This window comes from Pseudidiomarina mangrovi (genome assembly GCF_003999375.1).
Taxonomy (GTDB): domain Bacteria; phylum Pseudomonadota; class Gammaproteobacteria; order Enterobacterales; family Alteromonadaceae; genus Pseudidiomarina; species Pseudidiomarina mangrovi.
Map to the genome: position 1 here is coordinate 190289 of NZ_RJLC01000017.1, position 24657 is coordinate 214945.

Here is a 24657-nt window from a genome sequence, read left to right on the forward strand (position 1 = left end):
GTTCTTCATACTTGTACTAGCGTTAGAATCTGGTTTACGGTAGGGTATCGGCTGGTTCGACCTCCTACGGAATACCCATAGCATGTATCGCCCGTAGAAATTTTGCAACTGTTACGAATACAATTCTAAGACCACCTAAACATAAGAGGGTTCCATGATCAAAGCAACCGCCTGTCATAGCGTATTGCTCGGCCTAACATTAACACTGGCCCCCGTTGTTGTTGCAGCGAACGACTTTGATATCATCACCGCCCCCGCGATGGTCGCGCCGTTAGCGACCAAAGCCACTCTAACAGAGATTACCCAAGCCGGGGAACAGGCAATTGCGGTCGGTGATTTTGGCGTCATTGTGCGCCGCGAAGCGGCTGGTGCGTGGCAGCAAGCCGCAGTGCCTAGCAGCGTGTATTTCACCGCTGTCGACTTTGCCAATGCCAAGCACGGCTGGGCTGTTGGCCACCATGGGGTGATTGTGCACAGCACCGATGGCGGCGCAACGTGGCAAACACAGCTGGACGGTTTTGCCTTAATTGATTTGCAAATCACCGCATTTGAACAGCGTCTCATCGATTTACAACAGCAACTTGATAGTGGCGAGTTAGACGATGACACCCTGATGGTGGTGGAAGAACAGCTTATGAGTGTCGAGTTTTTACTCGACAATGCACGGTTTGCCAAAGAAGAAGGGCCAACACGCCCCTTTTTAGACGTTATTGCCTTGTCTGAAGATATTGTGATTGCGGTTGGTGCTTATGGTACTGCGGTGCGTTCAACCGATGGCGGCGCAAGCTGGCAGGTACTTGATGCACAAATTAATAACCCAAGTGAGTTTCATTTTAATGCCTTAGCGACCGATGGCACTGCGCTTTATTTGGCCGGTGAGCAAGGGCTGTTGTTCAAAAGTGATGATCAGGGCGCAAGTTTTTATGAGATTGAGCCGCCTTATAGCGGCTCCTATTTTGGCTTATTTGTTGATACTCAACGGCGCTTATGGGCATTTGGGTTACGTGGTAACGTGTTTTATAGCGATGACCAAGGCGCTAGCTTCGCACAAGTACGCTTAAGTAATCGCGTCAATATTAATGCGGCAGCTGATGCCTATGATGGTGGCGTTTATTTAGTCGGTAATGCCGGCATGGTCGCCCACATTGACGCAACTGGTGTGGTGCAGGAGATAAATCACCCAAGCGGCGCTACGTTAACCGATGTGCTGGTGATGCCAGACCAATCGCTGACCTTGGTAGGGCAGCAAGGTGTTCTCACGATGCCGGCTATGGCGCAAAAATAAGTATAGGACGCAATGACTATGTCAGAATTAAAAACAAGCGCCGCGATTGAGCAAAAGAGTGTGTGGTTAGAACGCCTACTGTTCGGTTTTAGGCCGCTGTGGTTTGTTGCTTTTGCGGTGCTTACAGCATTTCTGGCGTGGCACGCCAGCATGGTGCGCCCAGAAGCCAGCTTTACCAAAATGATCCCGACCAACCACGAGTTCATCCAAAATTATTTCAAGCATCAGCGCGACTTGGCCGGTATGGGTAACGTGGTGCGGATCGCTGTGGAAACCACCGAGGGCGATATTTTTAGCGCCGAGTATCAGCGCGTCTTGCGTGATGTGACCGACGAAGTGTTCTTTATCTCTGGAGTTAACCGCTCTGGTTTGCGCAGTGTGTGGACGCCGAACGTACGCTGGAGCGAAGTCACCGAAGAAGGCTTTGTGGGCGGTCCGGTGATTCCAGATACTTGGGATGAGTCTGAGCAATCACTGGAACAGCTGCGCAGCAATATTTTGCGCTCGGGCGAATTGGGTAACTTGGTGGCGTCTAACTTCAAATCAGCACTGATTTTTGTGCCGCTCAACGAGATTGACCCAGACACCGGCGAGGCACTCAACTATGCTGATTTTTCAGAAAAGTTAGAAACCTTAATTCGCGACAAATACGAGTCAGACACCATCAAAATTCATATCACTGGCTTTGCCAAAGTGATTGGTGATTTGATTGAGGGCGCCGAACAGGTGGCCATGTTCTTCCTGATTGCTATCGTGATCACCTTGCTGATGCTGTATTGGTATAGCCGTTGCTGGCGTAGCTCGTTTACGGTGTTGGTGTGTTCCATCATTGCCGTGGTATGGCAGCTGGGTATCATTGAACTGATTGGTAGCGGCATTAACCCGTACTCCATGTTGGTACCGTTTTTGGTGTTTGCCATCGGTGTAAGCCATGGTGTGCAGATCATCAATGCGATTGGCAATAACCGCTTTGCCGGCTTCGATAATCTCGCCTCAGCACGGTTAGCCTTCCGTGGTCTCTATATTGCTGGCTTAACGGCATTGGTATCCGATGCCATTGGTTTTACCACCTTAATGGTCATTGATATCAAGGTGATTCAGGAGCTTGCAATTGCGGCTAGTATCGGTGTGGCGGTGGTGGTACTGACCAATTTAGGCTTGCTGCCGATTATTATGTCGTATGTGGGTATCTCACCGAGTGGCCGTCGTTATGCCGAGAAAAGCCATAACGAAACCCACTCTATCTTGGCGTTTTTCAGCAACTTCTCGAAGCCAAAGTGGGCCTATCCGGCGCTGGCAGTCGCTTTTGTCGGTTTAGCTTGGGGTTTAGTCTACAGCGCTGATATGAAGATCGGTGACCTCGACGCTGGGGCGCCGGAATTGCGCCCCGACAGCCGTTATAACCTAGATAATCAGTTTATTGTCGACAACTACAGCTCCAGTACCGATATTTTTGTCGTCATGGCAGAAACTGAGCCAGGCTCCTGTGTGGCGTATCAAAATCTTGAATTGATGGATCAATTCAGCTGGCACATGCAGAACACCCCGGGCGTACAAGACGTTAAGTCTATCGTGTACGTGGCTAAAATGGGTGGTTTCGGGCTGAATGAGGGTAACCTCAAGTGGTTTAGCTTGAATCGCAACCAGTACGTGTTGAATGCCAATACCAGCCGTGCCCCATCAGGTTTGGTGAACCCTGCCTGCTCGATGGCGCCGATCATTATTTACCTCAATGATCACAAGGCTGAAACCCTGAAAACCGTGGTTGCCTCAGTGCAAGAATTCAATGCCAACTATCAGCAACAAGGCTTAAGTTTGCTGATGGCTGCCGGTAATTCAGGCATTGAAGCAGCGACCAACTCGGTGATTGAACAAGCACAAACGAAAATGCTGTTGTGGGTGTATGGCGTGGTTATTTTCCTCTGCCTGTTAACCTTCCGCAGTATTCGTACCGTGGCGTGCATTATTCTGCCGTTGATGTTGACCACAGTAATGAGTCAAGGCCTGATGGCAGTGCTCGGCATTGGTGTGAAAGTTGCGACCTTGCCGGTGATTGCACTGGGTGTTGGTATTGGCGTGGATTACGGTATTTATATCTACACCCGCATGAAAGAGGCGCTAGAGCAGGGTAAACATCTTGATGATGCCTATATGTACGCGCTAGAAACTACTGGTAAAGCGGTTGGCTTCACTGGCTTAACACTCGCGATTGGCGTGGCGACCTGGATGTGGTCACCGATTAAGTTTCAAGCGGATATGGGCATCTTGCTGACCTTCATGTTCATCTGGAACATGTTGGGTGCGATGATTCTGATTCCAGCCTTGGCGCGTTTTTTCGCTAACTTCACCCCGGCCCGCAAAGGTTAGGGTGAGTCGGCGTCGGCAAGGATAAAGTCGGCGCCAATATCGGCTATGACCATGGTGGGAGCGTTGGTATTACCGCTAACCACCGTGGGCATAATCGATGCATCAATGACCCGCAGATTACGCACACCACGAACCCTTAATTCGGCATCAACCACGGCATCGGCATCATTGCCCATGCGGCAGGTGCTGGTGGGGTGATAGATAAGCCCGATATGACGTTGTAACTCACTCAGTAATTGTTCATCGCTCACCGTTTGGGTGGGCATAATCACACCACCATTGTGCTCAGCGAGCGCCGGTGCTTGCATGATTTTCAACGCTTGGCGTACACCACTCAATAACACCTGCTGGTCGTCTCGATTTTGCAAAAAATTGTAGTAAAAACCCGGAGCCTGCGCGGCATCGGGGCTTTGCAAGAATACCCGCCCGCGGGCCTTGGGCCGCAACACACAGACATGACAGGCGTAGCCATTGCGTAAAGCCGGTAGTAAATCGTAACCACTGTCATTAAATAATGTAGGAACCAGGTGTAATTGAATATCCGGAGTGCTGACAGCCTCGCTACTGCGCAAAAAACCGCCCACTTCGCAGGGTGGTGAGGCCAATGGCCCTTGTTTTTTGCGTAAGAAACGCCATAAGCCGGCGCTGAGTTTGGCGAGCCCAACTGGGTTAATGGTAATGCCATCTTTACGCGCATTTTTGTATTGCAGCATGACATCCACATGTTCTTGCAAGTTCTCACCGACTTCAGGGCGATCCGCGACTAGCGCAATGCCAAATTGCGCAAGTTCAGCAGCAGGGCCTACGCCTGATAGTTTGAGCAAATGCGGTGAATTAAGCGCACCACCGCACAAAATGACTTCTTTGTTGGCGCGCACAAAATGCAGCTTGCCGCGGCGGCGATAATAAATTCCGATAGCACGGTCGCCGTCAAAAACCACGCGCTCGACCAAGCAGCCGGTATGCACCGCCAGATTACTACGTGATTGTGCTGGCTCTAAGAACGCTTTACGTACGCTCCAGCGTTTGCCTTGATGAATAGTAAATTGATAGCGTCCCACGCCAAACAACTCGGCACCGTTGAAATCTCGATTACGCGCTATGCCAACTTGTTCAGCTGCCTTCATGAACTGCTCGGCAACGGTAAAGTGCACCGGCACGTCGCTGACATGCAACGGCCCTTGGTCGCCATGAAAATCATCGGCACCACGTTGGTTACGTTCAAGTTTCTTGAAGCGTGCCAGCACATTATCCCAGCCCCATGCCGGGCTACTTTGCTCGGCCCACTGTTGATAGTCGCTGGCGGCCCCACGGGTGTAGATCATGGCGTTAATAGCGCTGCTGCCACCAAGGCCTTTGCCACGTGGGGTATACAAGCCTTTGCCATCGCGCAGCGGCAAGCCATCACTGCTGCGATACAGCCAGTTATACTTGGCCCAGTGCATAAAGCTTGCTACCGCTCCAGGCATATCCACTAACAGCGACTTATTGTCACCACCGGCTTCAAATACCGCCACCTGATAGCGACCATTCTCACTGAGCCGATTGGCCAGCACACAGCCAGCTGAGCCCGCGCCAACAATTACATAGTCATAGTGCTTATCATGCTCAGGCGATGGTTTTGACATAGTTATAAGCTCTCAACATAGCGGTATAAATCGTGCAACAAGCGCAGTTTGTGCGGCTCGTCGCGGTGTTCTTCTGCAGCATGCTCAATTTGCTCGGCAAAACTGCTGAGCGACAGGCCACCACGTGGCGGTTGCAGCAATCGTTGTCGACAAAATTGCCGCCAGCGCTCAAGCTCATCAGCACTCAAGGTTGCTGGAAAATTACGCGCGCGATACCGGAACAGCATTTCAGGGATACGTGCATCGGCGACATTAAGTGCTATACCGGCCAATTGTTCTGGGCTGGTTGCACGAATGATATCCATATTAGCGCGGTCTTGTGGGCTAAAAAATGGTCCGGAATAGAGCATTAAATCAGGGTCATCAACAGCATCAAAGTCACGTTGTTCGGCTAATGCATCAATAATGCGTTGGCGCAGCTCAGGCTGCTCAATCAGCGTTTGCCGATGCTGCTCAAAGCGCTTTAAATCGAGCTGCCAGCGTTCGCAGACCGGTGCGGTTAGTACGTTACTTGGCGCTAAAAACGGGCAGCGGTTAATGCCTAAGGTTTGCCCGCCGAAGGCTTCTTGGCCCTGCAAGTCACGACGTTTAGTAAAGCGTCGTTGTTGCATTTGCTCAACACTCGCATCGGCAAAGACGCTGGGGTCACAGCGCAAATCCCAATAGATTAGGTTGTTAGGCTGCTTTGGGTGATACGCCAACGGTAAAATTAGACTTAAATAGCCCTGTTCGGCGCCGTACCAGCTGCTGATGTGGGCCAGCGCGGTAAAGTTATGCAGCCCGATCAGTTGTTGAATATCGCGTTTGTGGCGGATTCTAAAGGCATAATCGAATAACTTAGGTTGTGCGCGCTTGAGTAGTTGCGCCAGGCTAATAGTCGCCCGCACATCGCTTAAGGCATCGTGGGCGTTGCCGTGAGCAATGCCGTTAGCGCGGGTCAAATCTTCCAAGCGCATACTCACCCGGCCATCATCTTTTTGCGGCCATTCAATACCCTCAGGGCGCAGGGCGTAACAGGCGCGCACTAAATCAATCAGATCCCAGCGCGAGCTTTGCTCTTGCCAACTGTAGGCATATGGATCGTAAAAATTGCGATAGAGCAAATGACGGCTGACTTCATCATCAAAGTTTACGGAGTTGTAACCGACAATAGTGGTGTTTGGTTGACTGAATTCAGCATGAATTTTGGCCGCAAAGGCCGCTTCATGCATACCCTGATTAAACGCTTGCTGAGGCGTAATACCGGTTACTAAGACAGCGCGCGGGTGCGGCAAAAAATCTGGCGTGGGCTGGGCATAAATCGATAACGGTCGGCCAATGGGCTGCAGATCAGCGTCGGTCCGAATTCCAGCAAATTGTGCTGGGCGGTCAAGCTGTGGGTTGGCGCCCCAAGTTTCGTAGTCGTGCCAATAAAAGGTTGGATTGTGCATGCGGCTCCACGCTTCATTGATCGTTATAGTTGCTCGCTTGGTCGCTTTCGCCCTTGCCAGCAACACCGGCTTGGTCAATAGTAAAGCCAATTACAGCAAATTACGAACGGGTATTCACCTGTTATTCAACGAGGATCAGCCATGTTACGCCATTTCATCGTCATCAGTGTGTTGTTAGCGAGTTATTCAGCCCAAGCTGAGGAGCCACCATTTGGTATCGCCATTCATGGCGGTGCCGGAACCATTACCCGCGCTCAGTTTAGCGCTGAGCAAGAACAGGCTTATAAAGATAAGCTAGCGGAGGCGGTCGAAGCCGGACACGCAATTTTAGCCGCTGGCGGTGAATCGATGGATGCAGTTATCGCCGCCATTCAGGTGATGGAAGCATCACCTTTCTTTAATGCCGGTAAAGGTGCGGTGTATACCTTTGACGGTGGCCATGAGCTTGATGCCTCGATTATGAACGGGGCGACATTAGCGGCCGGTGCCGTGGCTGGGGTGACTACGGTCAAAAGCCCCATTGCGCTGGCTCGGGCGGTGATGGAACAGTCGGTGCACGTGATGCTCAGTGGCAAAGGTGCGGAACAATTTGCCGAACAACAGGGTTTGGAACTGGTAGCCAATAGTTATTTCAATACTGACGCGCGCTATCAACAGCTGTTGGAAGCCAAAAAGCGCCTTGGTGTGGCTGATTATCAGGCCTATTTAGCCCTTGATGAGCGCTTTAAATATGGCACCGTTGGTGCGGTGGCGCTGGATAAAAACGGCAATTTAGCGGCCGGCACGTCAACCGGCGGCATGACTGCGAAGCGTTGGGGGCGGGTCGGTGATGCGCCGATTATTGGTGCTGGCACCTGGGCCGATAACGCTAGCTGTGCAGTCTCTGCGACTGGTCATGGTGAGTATTTCATTCGCTACCATGTCGCTGCCGATATCTGCTCACGGGTAAAATACCAGGGCGTTGATATTGTCAGCGCTGGTGATACGGTGATCCATGATGTTTTATTGCCCGCTGGCGGTACCGGTGGCGTGATCATTATTGATGCGGCGGGCAATGTGCACATGCCGTTTAATACCGAAGGTATGTACCGCGCTAAACGGGTCGGCAATCAACCGACTGAAGTGAGCATCTACAAAAACTGAGGATGCATTAACATCAGGCCGTGCTGCTGGTAAACTGCACCTCGTTATTCACTGCGTTGTCGGGAACATCGTGCAGCAATCGACTCAATCAGCAGCCCAGGCTATTATTTTTCCCGCCGAATTACCGGTGGTGCAAGCGAAAGCCGAGATCCAAGCGGCTATCGCTGCCCATCAGGTGATTATTGTAGCTGGCGAAACTGGCTCGGGCAAAACCACCCAGTTACCGAAAATGTTGCTGGAGATGGGCTTTGGTCGTGCTGCAGAAGGCACTCGCATTGCCCATACCCAGCCGCGCCGGCTGGCCGCTCGTAGCGTTGCCCAGCGCATTGCCAGCGAGTTGCAGAGTGAGCTCGGCCAGCGGGTTGGCTTTAAAGTGCGCTTTAGCGACCAAACCACTGCCAGCACAGAAATTAAGCTACTGACCGACGGTATGCTGCTCGCTGAAGTGCAGCAAGATAGCCTGCTGCGCGGCTACGACGCGATTATTATTGACGAAGCCCACGAACGCAGCCTCAATATCGACTTTTTACTGGGTGTGTTGGCAACAATTTTACCCAAGCGCCCCGATTTAAAGCTCATCATCACCTCAGCCACCATAGAAACCGAGCGCTTTGCCAAGCATTTTAATCACGCACCGATTATCACCGTTGAGGGGCGTACCTTTCCGGTTGAAGTACGCTATCGGCCGGTAACTGAAGATAGTTCCGATAGCGACGATGGCGATGTAGTGCAGGCAGTGGTGAGTGCCGTGCGCGAGTTACAAGCTGAGGGCCCCGGCGATATTTTGGTGTTTGCCAGTGGCGAACGTGAAATTCGTGATTTTGCTGAGGCCTTAACCGAGGCCGAGCTTGGTGATACGGAATTACTGCCGCTATTTGCGCGTTTGTCCACCGCTGAGCAGAATCGGATCTTTCAAGGCCACGGTAATCGCCGCGTCGTGATTGCTACCAACGTGGCTGAAACCTCGCTGACCGTGCCGGGCATCCGCTATGTGGTGGACCCAGGCACGGCCCGTATTAGCCGCTATAGTTATCGCACCAAAGTACAGCGCCTACCTATCGAGAAAATCTCCCAGGCCAGCGCCAATCAGCGCAAAGGACGCTGTGGGCGGGTTGCTGCCGGGGTATGTATTCGGTTATACAGCGAAGAGGATTTTTTAGCGCGTCCGCAATACACCGATCCCGAAATCTTACGTACCAACTTGGCCGCTGTCATTTTGCAAATGACCGCGGCACGGTTAGGCGATATTCGTAAGTTTCCATTTATTGATCGGCCTGACGAGCGTTATATCAACGATGGTTTGAACCTGCTACAAGAGCTGCATGCCATCAAATCAGCGCCGCGACGTGGTAAAGGCCCGCAACTAACTGCCTTGGGCCAGCAATTGGCGCAGTTGCCGGTAGATCCGCGCTTAGCCCGGATGATCATTGCTGCGCGTGATACGGGTGCGGTGCAAGAAGCATTAGTGGTTACTGCCGCTCTCAGTATTCAGGACCCGCGTGAACGACCGCAACAATTCCAACAAAAAGCCTCCGAACTGCATGCGCGTTTTCACGATAAAGAGTCTGATTTTGTCAGTTATTTGAAGTTGTGGCAGTACGTTCATGAGCTGGAGAAAAGCCTGTCGAAAAACCAGTTTCGTAAGCGCCTGAAAGAAGAATTTATTCATTTTCTGCGCATTCGCGAATGGCAAGATGTCTATACCCAGTTGCGGCAAACGGTTCGTACCCTTGGCTTTCGCTTGAACACCGAAGCGGCCAACTATCAAGCATTACATCAAGCGCTGCTGAGCGGCATGCTATCGCAACTGGGGCAAAAACAAGACAGTCATGAATTTCTAGGGGCACGAAATAGAAAGTTCTATGTGTTTCCGGGTTCTGGATTATTTAAAAAGCCACCGAAGTGGTTGATGTCGGCGGAACTGGTAGAAACCTCGCGCTTGTTTGCGCGCGTGAATGCGCGCATTGAACCGGAGTGGGTTGAGCCACTGGCCATGCACTTGGTGAAGCGCAGTTATTTTGAGCCACATTTCTCGGCCAACAGTGGTTCGGTAGTGGCCGATGAGCAAGTCACCCTGTATGGCTTGATTATTGTGCCGAAACGGCGTGTTCAATATGGCCCGGTTGACCCCGTCGCAGCTCGCGCGCTGTTTATTCGTGAAGCCCTGGTGAATGGACAACTGAAACGCAAGCTACCCTTTATTGCCCACAATTTAGCGTTACTCGACGAAGTCCGTGAGCTCGAAGAGAAATCGAGACGGCGCGATATCGTGGTAGACGACGAGGTATTGTTTGCTGCCTATGATCAACATATTCCAGCCCATGTGTATAACGAGCAGTTGCTAGCAGGGTGGTGGCATCAGGCGGTCAAGCAACAACCTCGGCTACTGTTTTTTGAGCGTGACACCGTGATGGCGCAGAGCGCTGACCATATTACTGCGGCGGATTATCCGGAGTTCTGGCAACAGGGTAACTTGCGGCTACCGCTAAGTTATATCTTTGCCCCCGAGGATACCGCCGATGGCGTGACGGTGACGGTACCGTTAGCTTTGCTAAATCAATTACAGCCAGACGGTTTTGATTGGTTAGTACCAGCGTTTCGCCCGGCATTGGTAACGGCGTTGATTAAGAGTTTACCGAAGAGTTGGCGGCGAAACTTTGTGCCGGCGCCAAATTTTGCTGAGGCATTTTGTGCCGATGACCAGGCTAATGACCCAACTAAGCAGCCGCTGATTGCAGCGTTAAGCGAAAAATTACGCCGTATGACCGGGGTAACTGTTCCTACCGAGGCGTGGGATGTGAGTCAGGTGGACAACTATTTGCGGATGAATTTTTCAGTCCTCAATGATAGTGGGCAGGTGGTGGCTAGTTCGCGCGATTTATCGGCTCTGCAGCAGCAACTACAAGGGCGAGTTAAGCAGGCGCTGCGGCAAGCGGTGAGCACGCTTGCTGAAACTCCGCAAGCGGCCACCGATTGGCAATTTGGTACACTGCCCGAGGTGCTTGAACAACAGCAACGTGGCTTTGCTATCAAGGCTTATTCAGCACTGGTGCCGGCTGCTGAGGGGGTGCGCCAAGAGTTATTCGATAGTGCCGAACGGGCGGCATTTGAGCATCGCACCGGCTTACGCAAATTACTCTTATTGCAGCTACCATCACCGATACGGCATTTGCAGCAATCACTGTCGAATCGCGCCAAGCTGGCGATGTATTACAACCCCTGGGGTAAAGTTGACGAGCTGATTGATGATTGTATTGTCGCGGCCTTGGATGAATGCATTGAACAAATTGGTGACGTCCGTGACGCGCAGAGATTTACACGGTTGTACGATTTAGCGCGGGCTGAGCTCAATGATCGGGTCACCGCTATGGCCCAGCTAGTTGAGCCGGTATTGGTGCTGAGTCAGCAATTGCGTAAGCGCTTGAAAGGCAGTATGAACTTACAGTTGGTACAAGCTTATGGCGATATTGCCCAGCAATTGGATCGGTTGGTGAAGCCAGGCTTTGTCAGTGCCGCAGGTAGCGCGCGATTACGGGATATTGAGCGCTATATGAAGGCGGTTGAGCGGCGCCTCGATAAAGTTGCAGTCGACCCTAATAAAGATCGGCTGCATACCCTAACCATTGATGCACTTTGGCAGAGCTATCAGCAACTGCTGGCTAGTTGGCCGAAGCACAAGCCACAGCCAGAAAAGTTGCGTGAGTTACCCTGGATGATCGAAGAATTGCGAGTAAGCTTTTTTGCCCAACAGCTCGGCACCCGCTATCCAATCTCGCAGCAGCGTATCAACCAAGTGCTCAAGGAGCTGCAGCAAAAGAGCTAGTTTATAGCCCTAAATGCTGGCGTGAGTAGGCTTCGAATTCGGTACAGCCGCCGATATGTTGATCATCAATAAATACCTGCGGCACGGTGTGCACAGGGTTGCCAGTGAGCTTCTCCAAGTCGGTTTTACTAATGCCTTGGGCGTACATATCAATGTATTCGAAACTAAAATCGTCGCGTTGCTGGCTTAACCGCTCGGCAATCTGCACAGCGCGGGTGCAATAGCCACAGCCGGGGCGACCAAAGATAACTGTTCTCATGATGATAGTCCTTGGGTTAACGATGTTCGATGGTTAGATCAGAAGCGGGCACACAACAGCAGGGCAGGCAATCACCGGGCCGAATAAACGCCAGTGGCTCATTGATATAGCTCACTTGGCCTTCAAGCAGCTGGGTTCGACAGGCACCGCAAAAACCGTTACGACAATGATAGTGGCTTTCAATGCCAGCAGCCTCAATCGCTTCGAGTAGCGTGCCTTGTGATGGATCAACGGCCAGCTGATGCTGACCGTTGACGATGACCTTGAAGGTGGTTGCCATTGCCTGATTAGAGCTCAAAGCCCCCAAGATCAGCCGCGCTTACTTCGTTGTCGATTTGACCAACCAAATAAGACGAAATCTCAGCCTCTTGCGGAGCTACTTGCACGTTATCTGATACGAGATACTTATTCATCCAGGGTAATGGGTTGCTACGCTGTTTGAACGGCGCGTCAAAGCCAATGGCTTGCATCCGCATGTTGGCGATGTACTCCACGTATTGGCACAGAATTTCTTCATTCAAACCAATCATTGAGCCATGTTTAAACAGGTAATGCGCCCATTGTTTTTCCTGCTCAACTGCGCTCATAAAGATGTTCAATGCTTCGTCGCGCAATTCCTCTGCTATTTCACGCATTTCTGGGTCGTCGTGGCCATACTGCCAGAGGTTGATGATTTGCTGAGTTGATGACAAATGCAGGTTTTCATCGCGCGCAATCAAACGAATGATTTTTGAGTTACCTTCCATCAGGTCGCGTTCAGCAAAGGCGAAGGTACAGGCAAAACTTACATAGAAGCGGACGGCTTCAAGTGCATTGACCGAGTTAATACACAAAAATAGCTTCTTTTTCAGTTCCCGTAAGCTGACGGTGTGTTTTTCACCGAGCACTTCAACGTCACCTTCACCGTGGGTTTGCCACAGCTGGGTATAGAAAATTAGGTCGTCATAATAGCGGGAGATATCGGTGGCGCGTTTCTGAATTTCGGTATTAATGACGATATCTTCGAACACTTCACTCGGGTCAGTAAATAAATTACGCAAAATATGCGTGTATGAGCGCGAGTGAATGGTCTCTGAAAACGACCAGGTTTCGATCCAGGTTTCTAATTCTGGAATAGATACGATAGGCAGCAGCGCGATGTTTGGGCTGCGGCCTTGCACCGAGTCAAGCAAGGTCTGATATTTCAGGTTGGAAATAAAAATGTGCTTTTCGCTGTCGGTCAGTGAGTGGAAGTCGACCCGATCACGACTGACGTCAATTTCTTCCGGACGCCAGAAAAAGCTTAGTTGTTTTTCGATCAACTTCTCAAAAATGGCATGCTTTTGCTGGTCGTAACGGGCCACGTTCACTGAGTTGCCGAAAAACATCGGCTCCAACAATGGGTTGCTTGCGGTCTGATTAAACGTTGAATAACTCATCTTCGCTACTTCCTCTATCAGATTTTGCAGGCGCCGCCGGCACAATCATCATCTTCAGCTTCCACAGCTACGGTTGCAGCTTGGTTCGATTGTTCGGTTTGCTTGGCGTCAATTTTATCGCGCAGGTCGACTTGGTTATCTGAGGCGCCGTCACGGGTATTGTGGTAGTACAAGGTCTTTACACCAAGTTTGTAGGCGTACAAAAGATCTTGTAGCAATTGCTTCATCGGCACCCGACCACCGTCGAATTTGCTAGGGTCGTAGTTGGTGTTGGCAGAAATGGTTTGGTCGACAAACTTCTGCATAATACCGACCAGCTCTAGATAGCCTTTATTACTTGGAATAGTCCACAATAGTTCATAAGCATCTTTCAAACGCTCGTATTCTGGGACGACTTGCTTGGTGATACCATCTTTCGATGCCTTCACGCTGATATGGCCGCGCGGTGGTTCAATACCGTTGGTCGCATTAGAAATTTGTGATGACGTTTCCGATGGCATTAAGGCCGACAAGGTTGAGTTGCGCATACCATACTGAACTACTTCTTGGCGCAGTTGATCCCAATCCAGTTGCAGCGGCTCATGGCATACTGCATCGAGATCTTTTTTGTAGGTATCAATTGGCATGATGCCTTTGGCATAGGTGGTTTCATTGAATTTCGGACAGGCGCCTAATTCTTTCGCCAGATTCACCGAGGCTTTCATCAAATAGTATTGAATGGCTTCAAAGGTGCGGTGTACCAAGCCATTGGCTGAACCATCAGAGTAACGCACGCCATTTTTGGCCAGATAGTAAGCGAAGTTAATCACTCCAATACCCAGCGTACGGCGGCCCATGGTGGCATTGAAAGCGGCCGGAACAGGGTAGTCTTGGTAGTCGAGCAAGCTATCTAACGCACGCACCGCGAGGTCAGCCATTTCTTCAATTTCACTCAATGACTCGATAGCACCGAGGTTAAACGCAGATAGCGTACACAGGGCGATTTCGCCTTCTGGATCATTCACATGAGCCAGTGGCTTGGTCGGTAGGGCGATTTCAAGGCACAGGTTGCTTTGACGAATAGGCGCCACGGCCGGATCAAATGGGCTGTGAGTGTTGCAATGGTCAACGTTTTGCAAGTAGATACGGCCGGTTGAGGCACGCTCTTGCATAAATAAACCGAATAACTCAATGGCCTTAATACGTTTCTTGCGAATTGAGTCGTCTTTTTCGTACAGAGTATAGAGCCGCTCAAATTCATTTTGGTCAGCAAAGAAAGAGTCGTACAGGCCTGGTACATCGGATGGGCTGAACAGTGTGATGTAATCGTCTTTGATCAAGCGGTTGTACATCAAGCGGTTGAATTGCACACCATAATCGAGGTGGCGAACACGGTTCTCTTCAACCCCGCGGTTGTTCTTCAGTACCAACAGGCTCTCAACTTCAAGATGCCACAATGGGTAGAATAGGGTGGCTGCACCACCGCGCACACCACCTTGTGAACAGCTTTTGACTGCAGTTTGGAAATACTTATAGAACGGGATACAGCCGGTATGGAACGCTTCACCGCCGCGAATTGGGCTACCTAGGGCACGAATGCGACCGGCGTTGATGCCGATACCTGCACGTTGCGATACATATTTCACAATCGCTGAAGCGGTAGCGTTGATCGAATCAAGGCTATCGCCAGCTTCAATCAATACGCACGAGCTGAACTGCCGTGTCGGTGTGCGTACACCCGACATGATCGGAGTTGGCAGTGAGATCTTGAACAATGAGGTGGCGTCATAGAAGCGTTTCACGTAGCTCATACGCGTCTCGCGTGGGTAGTTTGCGAACAAACAGGCGGCCACTAGTACGTACAAGAACTGAGCACTTTCAAAGATGTCACCGGTGACCCGGTTTTGTACCAAATATTTGCCCTCAAGTTGCTTGATGGCAGCGTACGAGAAGTTCATGTCACGACTGTGATCAATGAAGTCGTTCATGGCCTCAAATTCGGCTTGGCTATAGTCGTCAAGCAAGTGTTTGTCATAGCGGCCATTGGCGACCATTTTGGTGACTTGGTCATATAAATGCGGTGGTTCAAACTGGCCAAATGCCAGCTTACGCAAGTGGAATACCGCTAATCGTGCCGCTAGATACTGATAATCCGGGGCATCTTCGGAGATTAAATCGGCCGCCGCTTTGATAATGGTTTCGTGGATGTCTTCAGTTTTAATGCCATCGTAAAATTGAATGCGCGATTTAATCTCAACTTCCGAGACTGAAACGTTGTTTAGCCCTTCCGCGGCCCAGTCGATAACACGATGGATTTTGTCGAGGTCCAGTGGTTCACGTTCGCCACTGCGCTTAGTCACAAACAGTTGTTGATTCATGCGGCACACCCATAAATTGTCGTTTTTGATTATTGTACGTCGCCACAAGATATAGTGCGGCTAGTGATGGTTTGACCCAATTGCACACTATATCTAGGGTTGCGATAGATAGTGCTAGATTAGCACTTCTGCTTCACTGATCAAGCGGGAGATGATGCGAATGCTGGCATTTTGACCGGGTGAAAATCAGTCATCAGGCGGAAAGTCTTGTGCTTATAGCGTCTTAGCGAATGCAAGCGTTTTAAATTATTTTTTTATGAAATTTTGGTCTTTCATAGAAACTGTTAAGACAGAGTCGATATAAGCCAATAACCACGCGGCTTACACAATATATGGCGGTATTTTTGTCGATCACCACTATATCTAGTAGGAACCGATCCTTTAGTCGATTAAAGAGAGCAGTTCCAATAACTGCTGCGGCTGCTCAATAGCGGCATGTGCGCCCCAAGCTTCAGGCTGGTCATTGGCATGGATGTAACCATAGCGCGCTAATACGGTATGCATCCCAGCCGCTCGGCCTGCTTGGATATCGCGTTCGGCATCGCCGACATACCAACACCGCGATGCCACCACTTGCAACTGGTCGGCTGCATGTAATAATGGCTGCGGATGCGGTTTAGCCACGTTTAAGGTGTCACCACTCACCACCACCGGCAGCGCTTGTAAGCTCGGAAAGTAGGGTAGCACCAGCTGCGTCAGTGCATGCGGCTTGTTGGTGACAATACCGGCTAAAATACCGCGCGCAGCCAATTGCTGTAGCAATAGCTCCACGCCATCGTAAAGACGTGTATGCACCGCCACATGGTCGGCGTAATAGGCTAAAAACTTTTGCCGTAACTCGTCTTTGCGCTGTTCAAATTGCTCACCAAAAGCGAATCGCAGTAAGCCCGCAGAGCCGTGCGATGCCAGTGGTGTGTAGTGTTCAGCAGCCACTAGCGGGCGTTGCTCTGCAGCTAGCACGGCATTCAGCGCGGCGCCTAAATCATCAGCGGTATCTAATAAGGTGCCGTCGAGGTCAAACAGCACCGCTTGCGGCATTACAATGGTTTGCATAGGCACACCAAATAATTGACATCGACATTGGCGTCATCCATATAAAAGCCGCGCCAGGGTAAATAATGCAAGCCAGTCATCGCCACCGGCTCAAGCCCTGCGGCATCGGTCATGCGCAGTAGTTCGGCGGGCTGAATAAACTTGTCGTGTTGATGGGTGCCTTTTGGTACCCATTGCAGCACATACTCCGCGGCCACTATGCCTAGCAGCCAAGATTTGATGTTGCGATTGAGGGTAGAAAAGATAATTTTACCGCCAGGTTTCAACGCCTGCGCCGCGGCTTGCACAATAGCGGCTGGGTCGGGCACATGCTCAAGCATTTCTAAGCAGGTGACCAGGTCAAATTGGCCACTATGCTGGGCCGCAAACTGTTCGGCACTAACTAGCTGATAATCAACGTTGACGCCGCTCTCTAGAGCATGCAGGCGCGCTACTTGCAATGAAGCGTCGGCCAAATCAATAGCAGTAACCTGCGCACCCGCTGTGGCTAGAGCTTCGGCCAAAATACCGCCACCACAACCAATATCAAGTGCTTTTAAGCCAAATACCCCAGCACAATGCTGCTGAATAAAATCAAGTCGCAGTGGGTTAATTTGATGCAGTGGCTTAAATTCACCTTCTGGATCCCACCAGCGCGAGGCGATGGCGCTAAATTTTTCGATCTCTTTGGGGTCAACGTTATTGGAGTTGGTTTGCATCAGGTACTTCTGCTTCGGCTGAAAAGTCGGTACAGTGTACCCAACCTCTCGGTGTAAAAAAAGCGCCAGAAAAAAGGATGCGATGCGGCAGTGCTACGGGTACAATGCAAGCATTCATACAATTATAAAAAGATAGTCGTTTAGGGATAAAGCTATGAGTGATCTCGGCAGAGAAGTCGTTCCGGTCAATATTGAAGATGAGCTAAAGAGCTCGTATCTCGACTACGCTATGAGCGTTATTGTCGGTCGTGCGTTACCGGACGTTCGTGATGGCCTCAAACCTGTGCATCGTCGGGTGTTATTCGCCATGAACGAATTGCGCAATGACTACAACAAACCCTACAAGAAATCCGCTCGTATTGTCGGTGACGTGATTGGTAAATATCACCCCCATGGTGACAGTGCGGTGTACGACACCATTGTTCGTATGGCCCAACCGTTCTCATTACGTTACATGCTGGTAGATGGCCAAGGTAACTTTGGTTCGGTTGATGGCGACTCTGCTGCGGCTATGCGTTATACCGAAATTCGAATGGCCAAAATTGCCAGCGAATTACTCTCTGACTTAGACAAAGAAACCGTCGATTTTGTGCCCAACTACGATGGTACCGAGCAAATTCCTGATGTCTTACCAACCCGCGTACCGAACCTGCTGGTCAATGGTTCGTCGGGTATTGCGGTGGGCATGGCGACCAACATTCCGCCACACAACTTAACCGAAGTCATCAATGGCTGCTTGGCCATGATTGATAACCCAGAAATCACCATCGAGGAATTGATGGAGCATATTCCGGGGCCAGATTTCCCAACCGCCGCCAGCATTTCTGGCCGAGCCGGTATCATTGAAGCCTACAAAACTGGGCGTGGCCGCATCCATTTGCGCGCCAAAGCGATTATCGAAACCGACAGCAATGGTCGTGAAGCGATTATCGTTAATGAGATCCCGTACCAAGTTAACAAAGCCAAACTAATTGAAAAAATTGCCGAATTGGTGAAAGAGAAGCGTATCGAAGGCATCACTGGGCTGCGCGATGAATCAGACAAAGACGGCATGCGCATTGTGATTGAAATTAAGCGCGGCGAAGTCACTGAAGTCATTCTCAACCATTTGTACGCCAACACTCAAATGCAAGTGGTGTTTGGTATCAACATGGTCGCGCTGGATAAAAACCAGCCACGCTTGTTTAACCTGCCGGATATGCTCAAGTGCTTTATTCTGCACCGTCGCGAAGTGGTGACACGGCGCTCAGTGTACGAATTGCGTAAGGCCCGTGAGCGTGCACACATTTTGGAAGGCTTAGCCATTGCGCTGGCCAATATTGACGAAATCATTGAACTGATTCGCGCCTCAAAAACCGCAGCTGATGCCAAATTAGGCTTAGTGGCCCGCGCTTGGCAATTGGGTGATGTAGCCGCCATGCTAGAACGCGCCGGGGTAGATGCTGCGCGTCCTGACCATTTAGAAGAGCAATACGGAATTCGTGACGGCCAGTACTTCTTAACCGAAGAGCAGGCGCAAGCGATTCTTGATTTGCGCTTACAGAAGCTGACTGGGCTTGAGCACGAGAAGATCCTTGATGAATACAAAGAGATCTTGGTGCAAATTGAAGCCTTGCTGCACATTTTGAATAGCTCAGCACGGTTGATGGAAGTGATTCGCGAAGAGCTAGAAAAAATTCGGGCAGATTATGGCGATGCGCGCCGTACGGAAATTACCGCAGCAGCGCATGACATCAGTATGGAAGATTTAATCAACGAAGAAGATGTAGTGGTAACTCTGTCGAACGCCGGATACGTGAAGTATCAGCCGTTGACCGAGTACGAAGCACAGCGCCGCGGCGGTAAAGGCAAAGCGGCAACGCGCATGAAAGAAGAAGACTTCGTTGAGCGCTTATGGGTCGCTAACACCCATGATACGATTTTGTGTTTCTCGACCCGGGGGCGTATTTACTGGATGAAAGTATACCAGTTGCCACTGGCAAGCCGCACCGCGCGTGGTCGCCCTATTGTTAACTTACTGCCGCTAGAAGCCGACGAGCGCATTACCGCTATCTTGCCAACCCGTGATTATCCGGAAGACAAGTTTGTGGTGATGGCAACGCGCAACGGCACCATCAAGAAGACACCCATGGTGGACTATTCACGGCAACGTTCGAGCGGCATTATTGCGTTGAATTTGAATGATGGCGATGAACTGATTGGCGTGGCTATTACCTCGGCCGGTGACGAGCTGATGTTGTTCTCAGATGCCGGTAAAGTGGTGCGCTTTAGCCAAGAGCAGGTGCGTTCCATGGGCCGTACCGCCACCGGTGTACGCGGTATCCGTTTAGCCGATGGGCAAAAAGTGGTGTCATTGATTGTGCCAAGCCGCAGCACTGACGAGGATGAGCAGCCGTGTATCCTCACGGTCACGGAAAATGGCTATGGTAAACGCACGCCATTAGCTGATTACCCAGCAAAGAGCCGTGCTACCAAAGGCGTGTTATCGATCAAAGTCAGTGAGCGTAACGGTTTAGTGGTTGGCGCTATGGAATGTGTGAGCGATAACCAAATAATGCTGATTAGCGACAAAGGCACCTTAGTACGTACCCGAGTCAGTGAAGTATCAGTCGTCGGGCGTAACACCCAAGGTGTGCGGCTAATTCGGACCGGTGACGATGAATTTGTCGTTGGTTTGCAACGGATTGACGAAAGCGAAGAGTTGGATGAAACCGATGCCTTGTTGAATGAACCGGTAGAGGGCGATGACGACCTTACGGCTGACGATCTTGACGATGATTTAGATGATGATGGCGATGACGCAGACGATAGCGACGTGGCCGAAGATACTGACGATAACCAGAAGGACTAAGCTGCATGAATGCCCCGTTTAACTTTTCTGCGGGGCCGGCAATGCTGCCGGCAGAGGTCATGCAGCAAGCCCAGGCTGAGTTTCTCAGCTGGCGTAATTGCGGCATATCGGTGCTTGAAATCAGTCATCGTGATCCAGCTTTTATGCGGATGGCGGCTGAGGCTGAGCAGGATTTGCGTGACTTAATGGCAATTCCTGATAACTATCACGTGTTGTTTATGCATGGCGGCGGCCGCGGTCAATTCAGCGCCGTTGCGCAGAATATTGCCAGCCCAGATGCCACCGTGGATTATCTGAACTGTGGTATTTGGTCTGAGTTTGCCATTCGCGAAGCGCAAAAGTATGTCGCTCAGGTCAATGTAGTGGGCGGGCCGGTGCAAACCGAGCAGGGTAAGGCCATTTGTGCACCGCAACAGTGGCAATTATCCGAGCAGGCGGCGTATTTTCACTATTGTCCTAATGAAACCGTCGATGGCATAGCGGTACACGATATCCCTGAAGTGGCCGCTCCGTTAGTGGCAGACATGTCATCTAATATTCTATCCACCCGCCTTGATGTCTCGCGCTTTGGTGTTATCTATGCCGGCGCGCAGAAGAACATTGGGCCGTCTGGCTTTGCCATTGCTATTGTGCGCAACGACTTGCTCGGCAAGGCCCAGGGTAATACTTCAACCATCATGGATTACACCGTACAAGCCAAAGAGGGCTCCATGTACAACACCCCAAATACCTTTGCTTGGTATTTGTCAGGGCTGGTGTTCCAGTGGTTAAAACGTCAAGGCGGGGTTGCCGCTATGGAGCAATTGAACCGCGCCAAAGCCGCTAAACTGTATGATTTTATCGACCGTTCCAGCTTTTATTCAAATCCAGTTCACCCGCATTACCGTTCATTAATGAATGTGCCGTTTTTATTAGCGGATGACGCGCTGAACGAGCGCTTTTTGCGCGAGGCTGAGCAGCACGGCCTAGTGGGCTTAAAAGGGCACCGTTTTGTCGGCGGTATGCGGGCGAGTATTTATAACGCCATGCCGATGGCCGGCGTAGACGCCTTATTGGCGTTTATGGCTGATTTTGAGAAAAAAGCGTAATTAATTAAAGGATGTATCATGTCGGAATTTAACGCCCAACAGCTTGCTAACGCGGGTATTCGTAATCTCAGCCCGTATCAGGCTGGCAAGCCGATTGAAGAGTTAGAGCGTGAGCTGGGCATCAAAAATATTGTCAAATTGGCATCCAACGAAAACCCACTGGGCCTAAGTGCCAAGGTGAAGCAGGCGCTAATCGAGCAGATTAGTGGCTTAGCGCGTTACCCCGATGCTAACGGCTTTTATTTAAAGAGCAAAATCGCCAGCAAATTTGGTTTACAGGTGAACCAAATTACCCTCGGTAACGGCTCCAACGATATCCTTGAATTGGTTGCCCGCACGTATGTTAACGATCAGCATGAGGTGATTTATTCACAACATGCCTTCGTGGTGTATCCGTTGGTTACCCAAGCCATTGGGGCCAAAGGTATAGCCGTGCCAGCCAAGAACTACGGTCATGATTTAGAGGCGATGCTGGCGGCTATCAGCGACCGCACCAAAATGATTTTTATTGCCAACCCGAATAACCCCACCGGTACCTTTCTGTCTACTCAGCAACTGTATGCTTTCATTAAGCAGGTGCCGCAACATATTTTAGTGGTGTTAGATGAAGCCTACTCCGAGTATGTCAGTGCCGCCGAATGTGCGCCGTCTATGGCGTGGGTGGCAGAGTTCCCGCACCTGATTGTCAGCCGCACCTTTTCAAAAGCCTATGGTTTAGCCGGTTTGCGCGCTGGTTTTGCGGTGTCCCATGCAAGTGTTGCCGACTATCTCAATCGATTGCGCCAACCGTTCAACATGAACAGCTTAAGTTTACGTGCCGCTGAAGTAGCCCTCGATGACGACGATTACTTAGCGCAATCAGTTCAGATTAACCAGCAGGGTATGGCGCAGTTGATCGCTTTTTGCGATGCCACCGGGCTATCGTATATTCCGTCGTGGGGCAACTTTTTGACCATTGAAGTGGGTCCAGAAGCTGCCACCCTGTACCAAAAATTACTCCATGCGGGCGTGATTGTTCGCCCGATTGCTGGTTATGAATTACCCAACCACTTGCGCGTGAGTATAGGCTTACAACATGAAAATCAAGCCTTTATTGATGCCATGAAAACTATTCTAGGGGCCTCTCGCTAAGCCCATGAACGGCCCCAATAGCCTGTATTTGCAAGGGTTGACGCAATGTTCCGGTGAAGTCACTTTACCGGGCTCAAAAAGTATTGCCAATCGGGCGTTACTAATGGCTGCGTTGGTTAGTCAAGGTACTACTGAACTGACTAATATGCTGCGCAGCGATGACACCGAGCGCATGCTTGAGGCATTACGGGCGTTAGGGGTGGTGATTGAGATTGACGCGGCACAGCCAACCACCATGCGCGTGCAGGGTTGTGGTGGGGTTTGGCCGCATTGCCCAAGCCAGCTTGACCTGGGCAATGCCGGCACCGCACTACGCCCACTCACCGCAGTGCTAAGCGCTACCCTGACCCAACCACTCACCGTCACCGGCGACCAACGCATGCAGCAGCGGCCTGTTGCGGCACTCGTCGATAGCTTAGTCACTGCTGGTGCCCAGGTGAGTTATGTGGGGCAACCTGGTTATCCGCCATTGCGCCTGCAGGGTGGCCTGCAGCCCGGCCAAGTCAGTATCGACGGTAGTGCATCCAGCCAATATGTCAGCGCCTTACTGATGGCGCTGCCACTGCTTGCTAGCGATAGTTTGTTGAAATTAACCGGTACGGTGGTGTCGTGGCCTTATATTGAGTTAACTTTAGCAATGCTGCGCCGCTTTGGCATTCAGGTACACCGAGTATGCGAGCAAGAATTTTTGATTCCCGGTGGCCAGCGTTATCAGTCACCCGGGCAGTACTGGGTTGAAGGTGACGCCAGTGCTGCCAGTTATTGGTTAGCCGCCGGTGCCATTGGCGGTGGCCCATTGCGGGTGCACGGAGTAGGGCGCGATAGTATCCAAGGCGATGTCGCCTTTGCCGATTATTTGGCCACTATGGGTGCTCAGATCACTGTGGCCGACCAGTGGATTGAGGTGCAAGGCGCGCCATTAAAAGCCCTTGATGCCGATCTCAACGCGATTCCTGATGCTGCCATGACCTTTGCCACTTTGGCATTGTTTGCCAGCGGCACAACGCATATCCGTAATGTTGCAAATTGGCGTATTAAAGAATCAGACCGCTTACTCGCGATGGCCACTGAGCTGCGCAAATTAGGTGCCGAGGTGGTCGAGCAAGCCGATAGCCTGCATATAACACCAGCGCAAACGCTACAACATGCCGCTATTCATACCTACGATGATCACCGTATCGCTATGAGTTTTGCGCTACTCGGCTTCACCACCAGCGGCGTTACCATTCTTGACCCCCAGTGTTGTGCGAAAACCTACCCGCAATTCTTTCGTGAGTTTCAGCAACGCTGCCGCTAGCAACAATGAGCGATAATGGGTGCTTTTTGTTGCAAAATCCGTATAATAAGCGCGCTTTTGTCTGCTTGAGGAATTCATGGGAAAATCTATTCCAGTTATAACTATCGACGGCCCAAGTGGTGCTGGTAAGGGTACGGTTAGCCGTATCTTGGCCGAGAAGCTTGGTTGGCATTTGCTCGATAGCGGCGCAATTTATCGGGTGTTAGCCTTAGCGGCTTTGCATCATGATATTTCCGCCGACGATGAGGTAGGTTTGGTAGCGCTAGCGACTGATCTCGATGTCAAATTTGAAGTGGAAGAAGAAAAGAACCTGACCCACATCATTCTTGAAGGCGAAGACGTGACTATGTCCATTCGCGCCGAAGCGGTAGGCACCATGGCTTCCAAAATTGCCGCTTTACCACGGGTACGTGAAGCCCTTCTGCGCCGTCAACGCGCATTTAAAGATCTACCGGGTTTAGTTGCGGACGGACGTGACATGGGCACGGTAGTTTTTCCACAAGCCGAAGCCAAAATATTTTTAACCGCAAGCCCCGAAGAACGCGGGCGGCGGCGCTATGAACAATTGCTAGAAAAGGGTTTTGCTGCTAATATTGAGCAATTAATCGCCGATATCGTTGAACGCGATTATCGCGATACCAATCGCTCGGTGGCACCCTTAGTGCCAGCCGACGATGCGCTATTTGTAGACTCTACAGCCTTATCAATCACTGAAGTGGTTGATCAGATTCTAGTTTTTGCCCATAGCAAATTATCAAATTCTGAGAAAGTTGGTTAAAACAACCAGCTAACTTGGCGGTCTGTGGCACGGATGTACACAGATAAATGT

General features: G+C 50.9%; 17 protein-coding genes. 9 read left to right on the forward strand and 8 right to left on the reverse strand.

The genetic code is table 11. The annotated features are described in order from the left end of the window. Positions 1-154 precede the first annotated feature (154 nt). Positions 155-1285, forward strand: a complete 1131-nt coding sequence (locus EFO84_RS10230; protein WP_127347962.1) for a WD40/YVTN/BNR-like repeat-containing protein — start codon at positions 155-157, stop codon at positions 1283-1285. Positions 1286-1303: 18 nt separating this feature from the next. After that, complete coding sequence (locus EFO84_RS10235; protein ID WP_127347963.1) at positions 1304-3652, forward strand: efflux RND transporter permease subunit; 2349 nt, start codon at positions 1304-1306, stop codon at positions 3650-3652. On the opposite strand, the gene EFO84_RS10240 is transcribed toward EFO84_RS10235, so the two are convergent. Further along, positions 3649-5280, reverse strand: coding sequence for a GMC family oxidoreductase (locus EFO84_RS10240; protein ID WP_127347964.1), 1632 nt, complete (start codon positions 5278-5280; stop codon positions 3649-3651). The two genes, EFO84_RS10235 and EFO84_RS10240, sit on opposite strands and share 4 nt — an antisense overlap. A gap of 2 nt (positions 5281-5282) precedes the next feature. After that, entirely contained in the window at positions 5283-6710 is a 1428-nt protein-coding gene (sbcB, locus tag EFO84_RS10245) for an exodeoxyribonuclease I (RefSeq protein WP_127347965.1), read from the reverse strand. A 141-nt stretch (positions 6711-6851) separates the two neighbouring features. On the opposite strand from sbcB, the gene EFO84_RS10250 reads away from it, so the two are divergent. Beyond that, on the forward strand, positions 6852-7853 hold the full coding sequence (locus EFO84_RS10250; protein WP_127347966.1) for an isoaspartyl peptidase/L-asparaginase family protein: 1002 nt from the start codon (positions 6852-6854) through the stop codon (positions 7851-7853). A gap of 70 nt (positions 7854-7923) precedes the next feature. Then, a complete protein-coding gene (gene hrpA, locus EFO84_RS10255; RefSeq protein WP_240642693.1) occupies positions 7924-11676 on the forward strand; it encodes an ATP-dependent RNA helicase HrpA in 3753 nt (1250 codons plus the stop codon). Position 11677: 1 nt separating this feature from the next. On the opposite strand, the gene EFO84_RS10260 is transcribed toward hrpA, so the two are convergent. The 6 genes from EFO84_RS10260 to ubiG all read right to left on the reverse strand — a co-directional run bounded on the left by EFO84_RS10260 (position 11678) and on the right by ubiG (position 17461). Beyond that, entirely contained in the window at positions 11678-11935 is a 258-nt protein-coding gene (locus EFO84_RS10260) for a GrxA family glutaredoxin (RefSeq protein WP_127347968.1), read from the reverse strand. Positions 11936-11951: 16 nt separating this feature from the next. Then, entirely contained in the window at positions 11952-12215 is a 264-nt protein-coding gene (gene yfaE / locus EFO84_RS10265; protein WP_127347969.1) for a class I ribonucleotide reductase maintenance protein YfaE, read from the reverse strand. 7 nt (positions 12216-12222) lie between these two features. Continuing rightward, a complete protein-coding gene (gene nrdB, locus EFO84_RS10270) occupies positions 12223-13353 on the reverse strand; it encodes a class Ia ribonucleoside-diphosphate reductase subunit beta (protein WP_127347970.1) in 1131 nt (376 codons plus the stop codon). A gap of 17 nt (positions 13354-13370) precedes the next feature. Next, positions 13371-15710: a class 1a ribonucleoside-diphosphate reductase subunit alpha gene (gene nrdA, locus EFO84_RS10275; protein ID WP_127347971.1), complete on the reverse strand. Its 2340-nt coding sequence runs from the start codon at positions 15708-15710 to the stop codon at positions 13371-13373. Between the two features lie 381 nt (positions 15711-16091). After that, the gene (gene gph, locus EFO84_RS10280) at positions 16092-16763 is read right to left on the reverse strand and encodes a phosphoglycolate phosphatase (protein WP_205701974.1); all 672 of its coding nucleotides are present in this window, start codon (positions 16761-16763) and stop codon (positions 16092-16094) included. Continuing rightward, positions 16748-17461 carry a bifunctional 2-polyprenyl-6-hydroxyphenol methylase/3-demethylubiquinol 3-O-methyltransferase UbiG gene (gene ubiG / locus EFO84_RS10285; protein WP_127347972.1) on the reverse strand — a complete coding sequence of 238 codons (714 nt, stop codon included), beginning with the start codon at positions 17459-17461 and terminating at the stop codon, positions 16748-16750. Before ubiG ends, gph begins: the two co-directional genes overlap by 16 nt. A gap of 154 nt (positions 17462-17615) precedes the next feature. On the opposite strand from ubiG, the gene gyrA reads away from it, so the two are divergent. From gyrA to cmk, 5 genes are all read left to right on the forward strand, one after another. Next, the gene (gyrA, locus tag EFO84_RS10290) at positions 17616-20312 is read left to right on the forward strand and encodes a DNA topoisomerase (ATP-hydrolyzing) subunit A (protein ID WP_127347973.1); all 2697 of its coding nucleotides are present in this window, start codon (positions 17616-17618) and stop codon (positions 20310-20312) included. Positions 20313-20317: 5 nt separating this feature from the next. Further along, entirely contained in the window at positions 20318-21400 is a 1083-nt protein-coding gene (gene serC, locus EFO84_RS10295) for a 3-phosphoserine/phosphohydroxythreonine transaminase (RefSeq protein ID WP_127347974.1), read from the forward strand. Between the two features lie 18 nt (positions 21401-21418). Beyond that, positions 21419-22531, forward strand: a complete 1113-nt coding sequence (hisC, locus tag EFO84_RS10300) for a histidinol-phosphate transaminase (RefSeq protein WP_127347975.1) — start codon at positions 21419-21421, stop codon at positions 22529-22531. A gap of 4 nt (positions 22532-22535) precedes the next feature. Beyond that, positions 22536-23828 (forward strand): 3-phosphoshikimate 1-carboxyvinyltransferase, encoded by a 1293-nt coding sequence (gene aroA / locus EFO84_RS10305; protein ID WP_127347976.1) that lies wholly within the window; start codon positions 22536-22538, stop codon positions 23826-23828. A 76-nt stretch (positions 23829-23904) separates the two neighbouring features. Continuing rightward, on the forward strand, positions 23905-24606 hold the full coding sequence (gene cmk / locus EFO84_RS10310) for a (d)CMP kinase (RefSeq protein WP_127347977.1): 702 nt from the start codon (positions 23905-23907) through the stop codon (positions 24604-24606). Positions 24607-24657 lie beyond the last annotated feature (51 nt).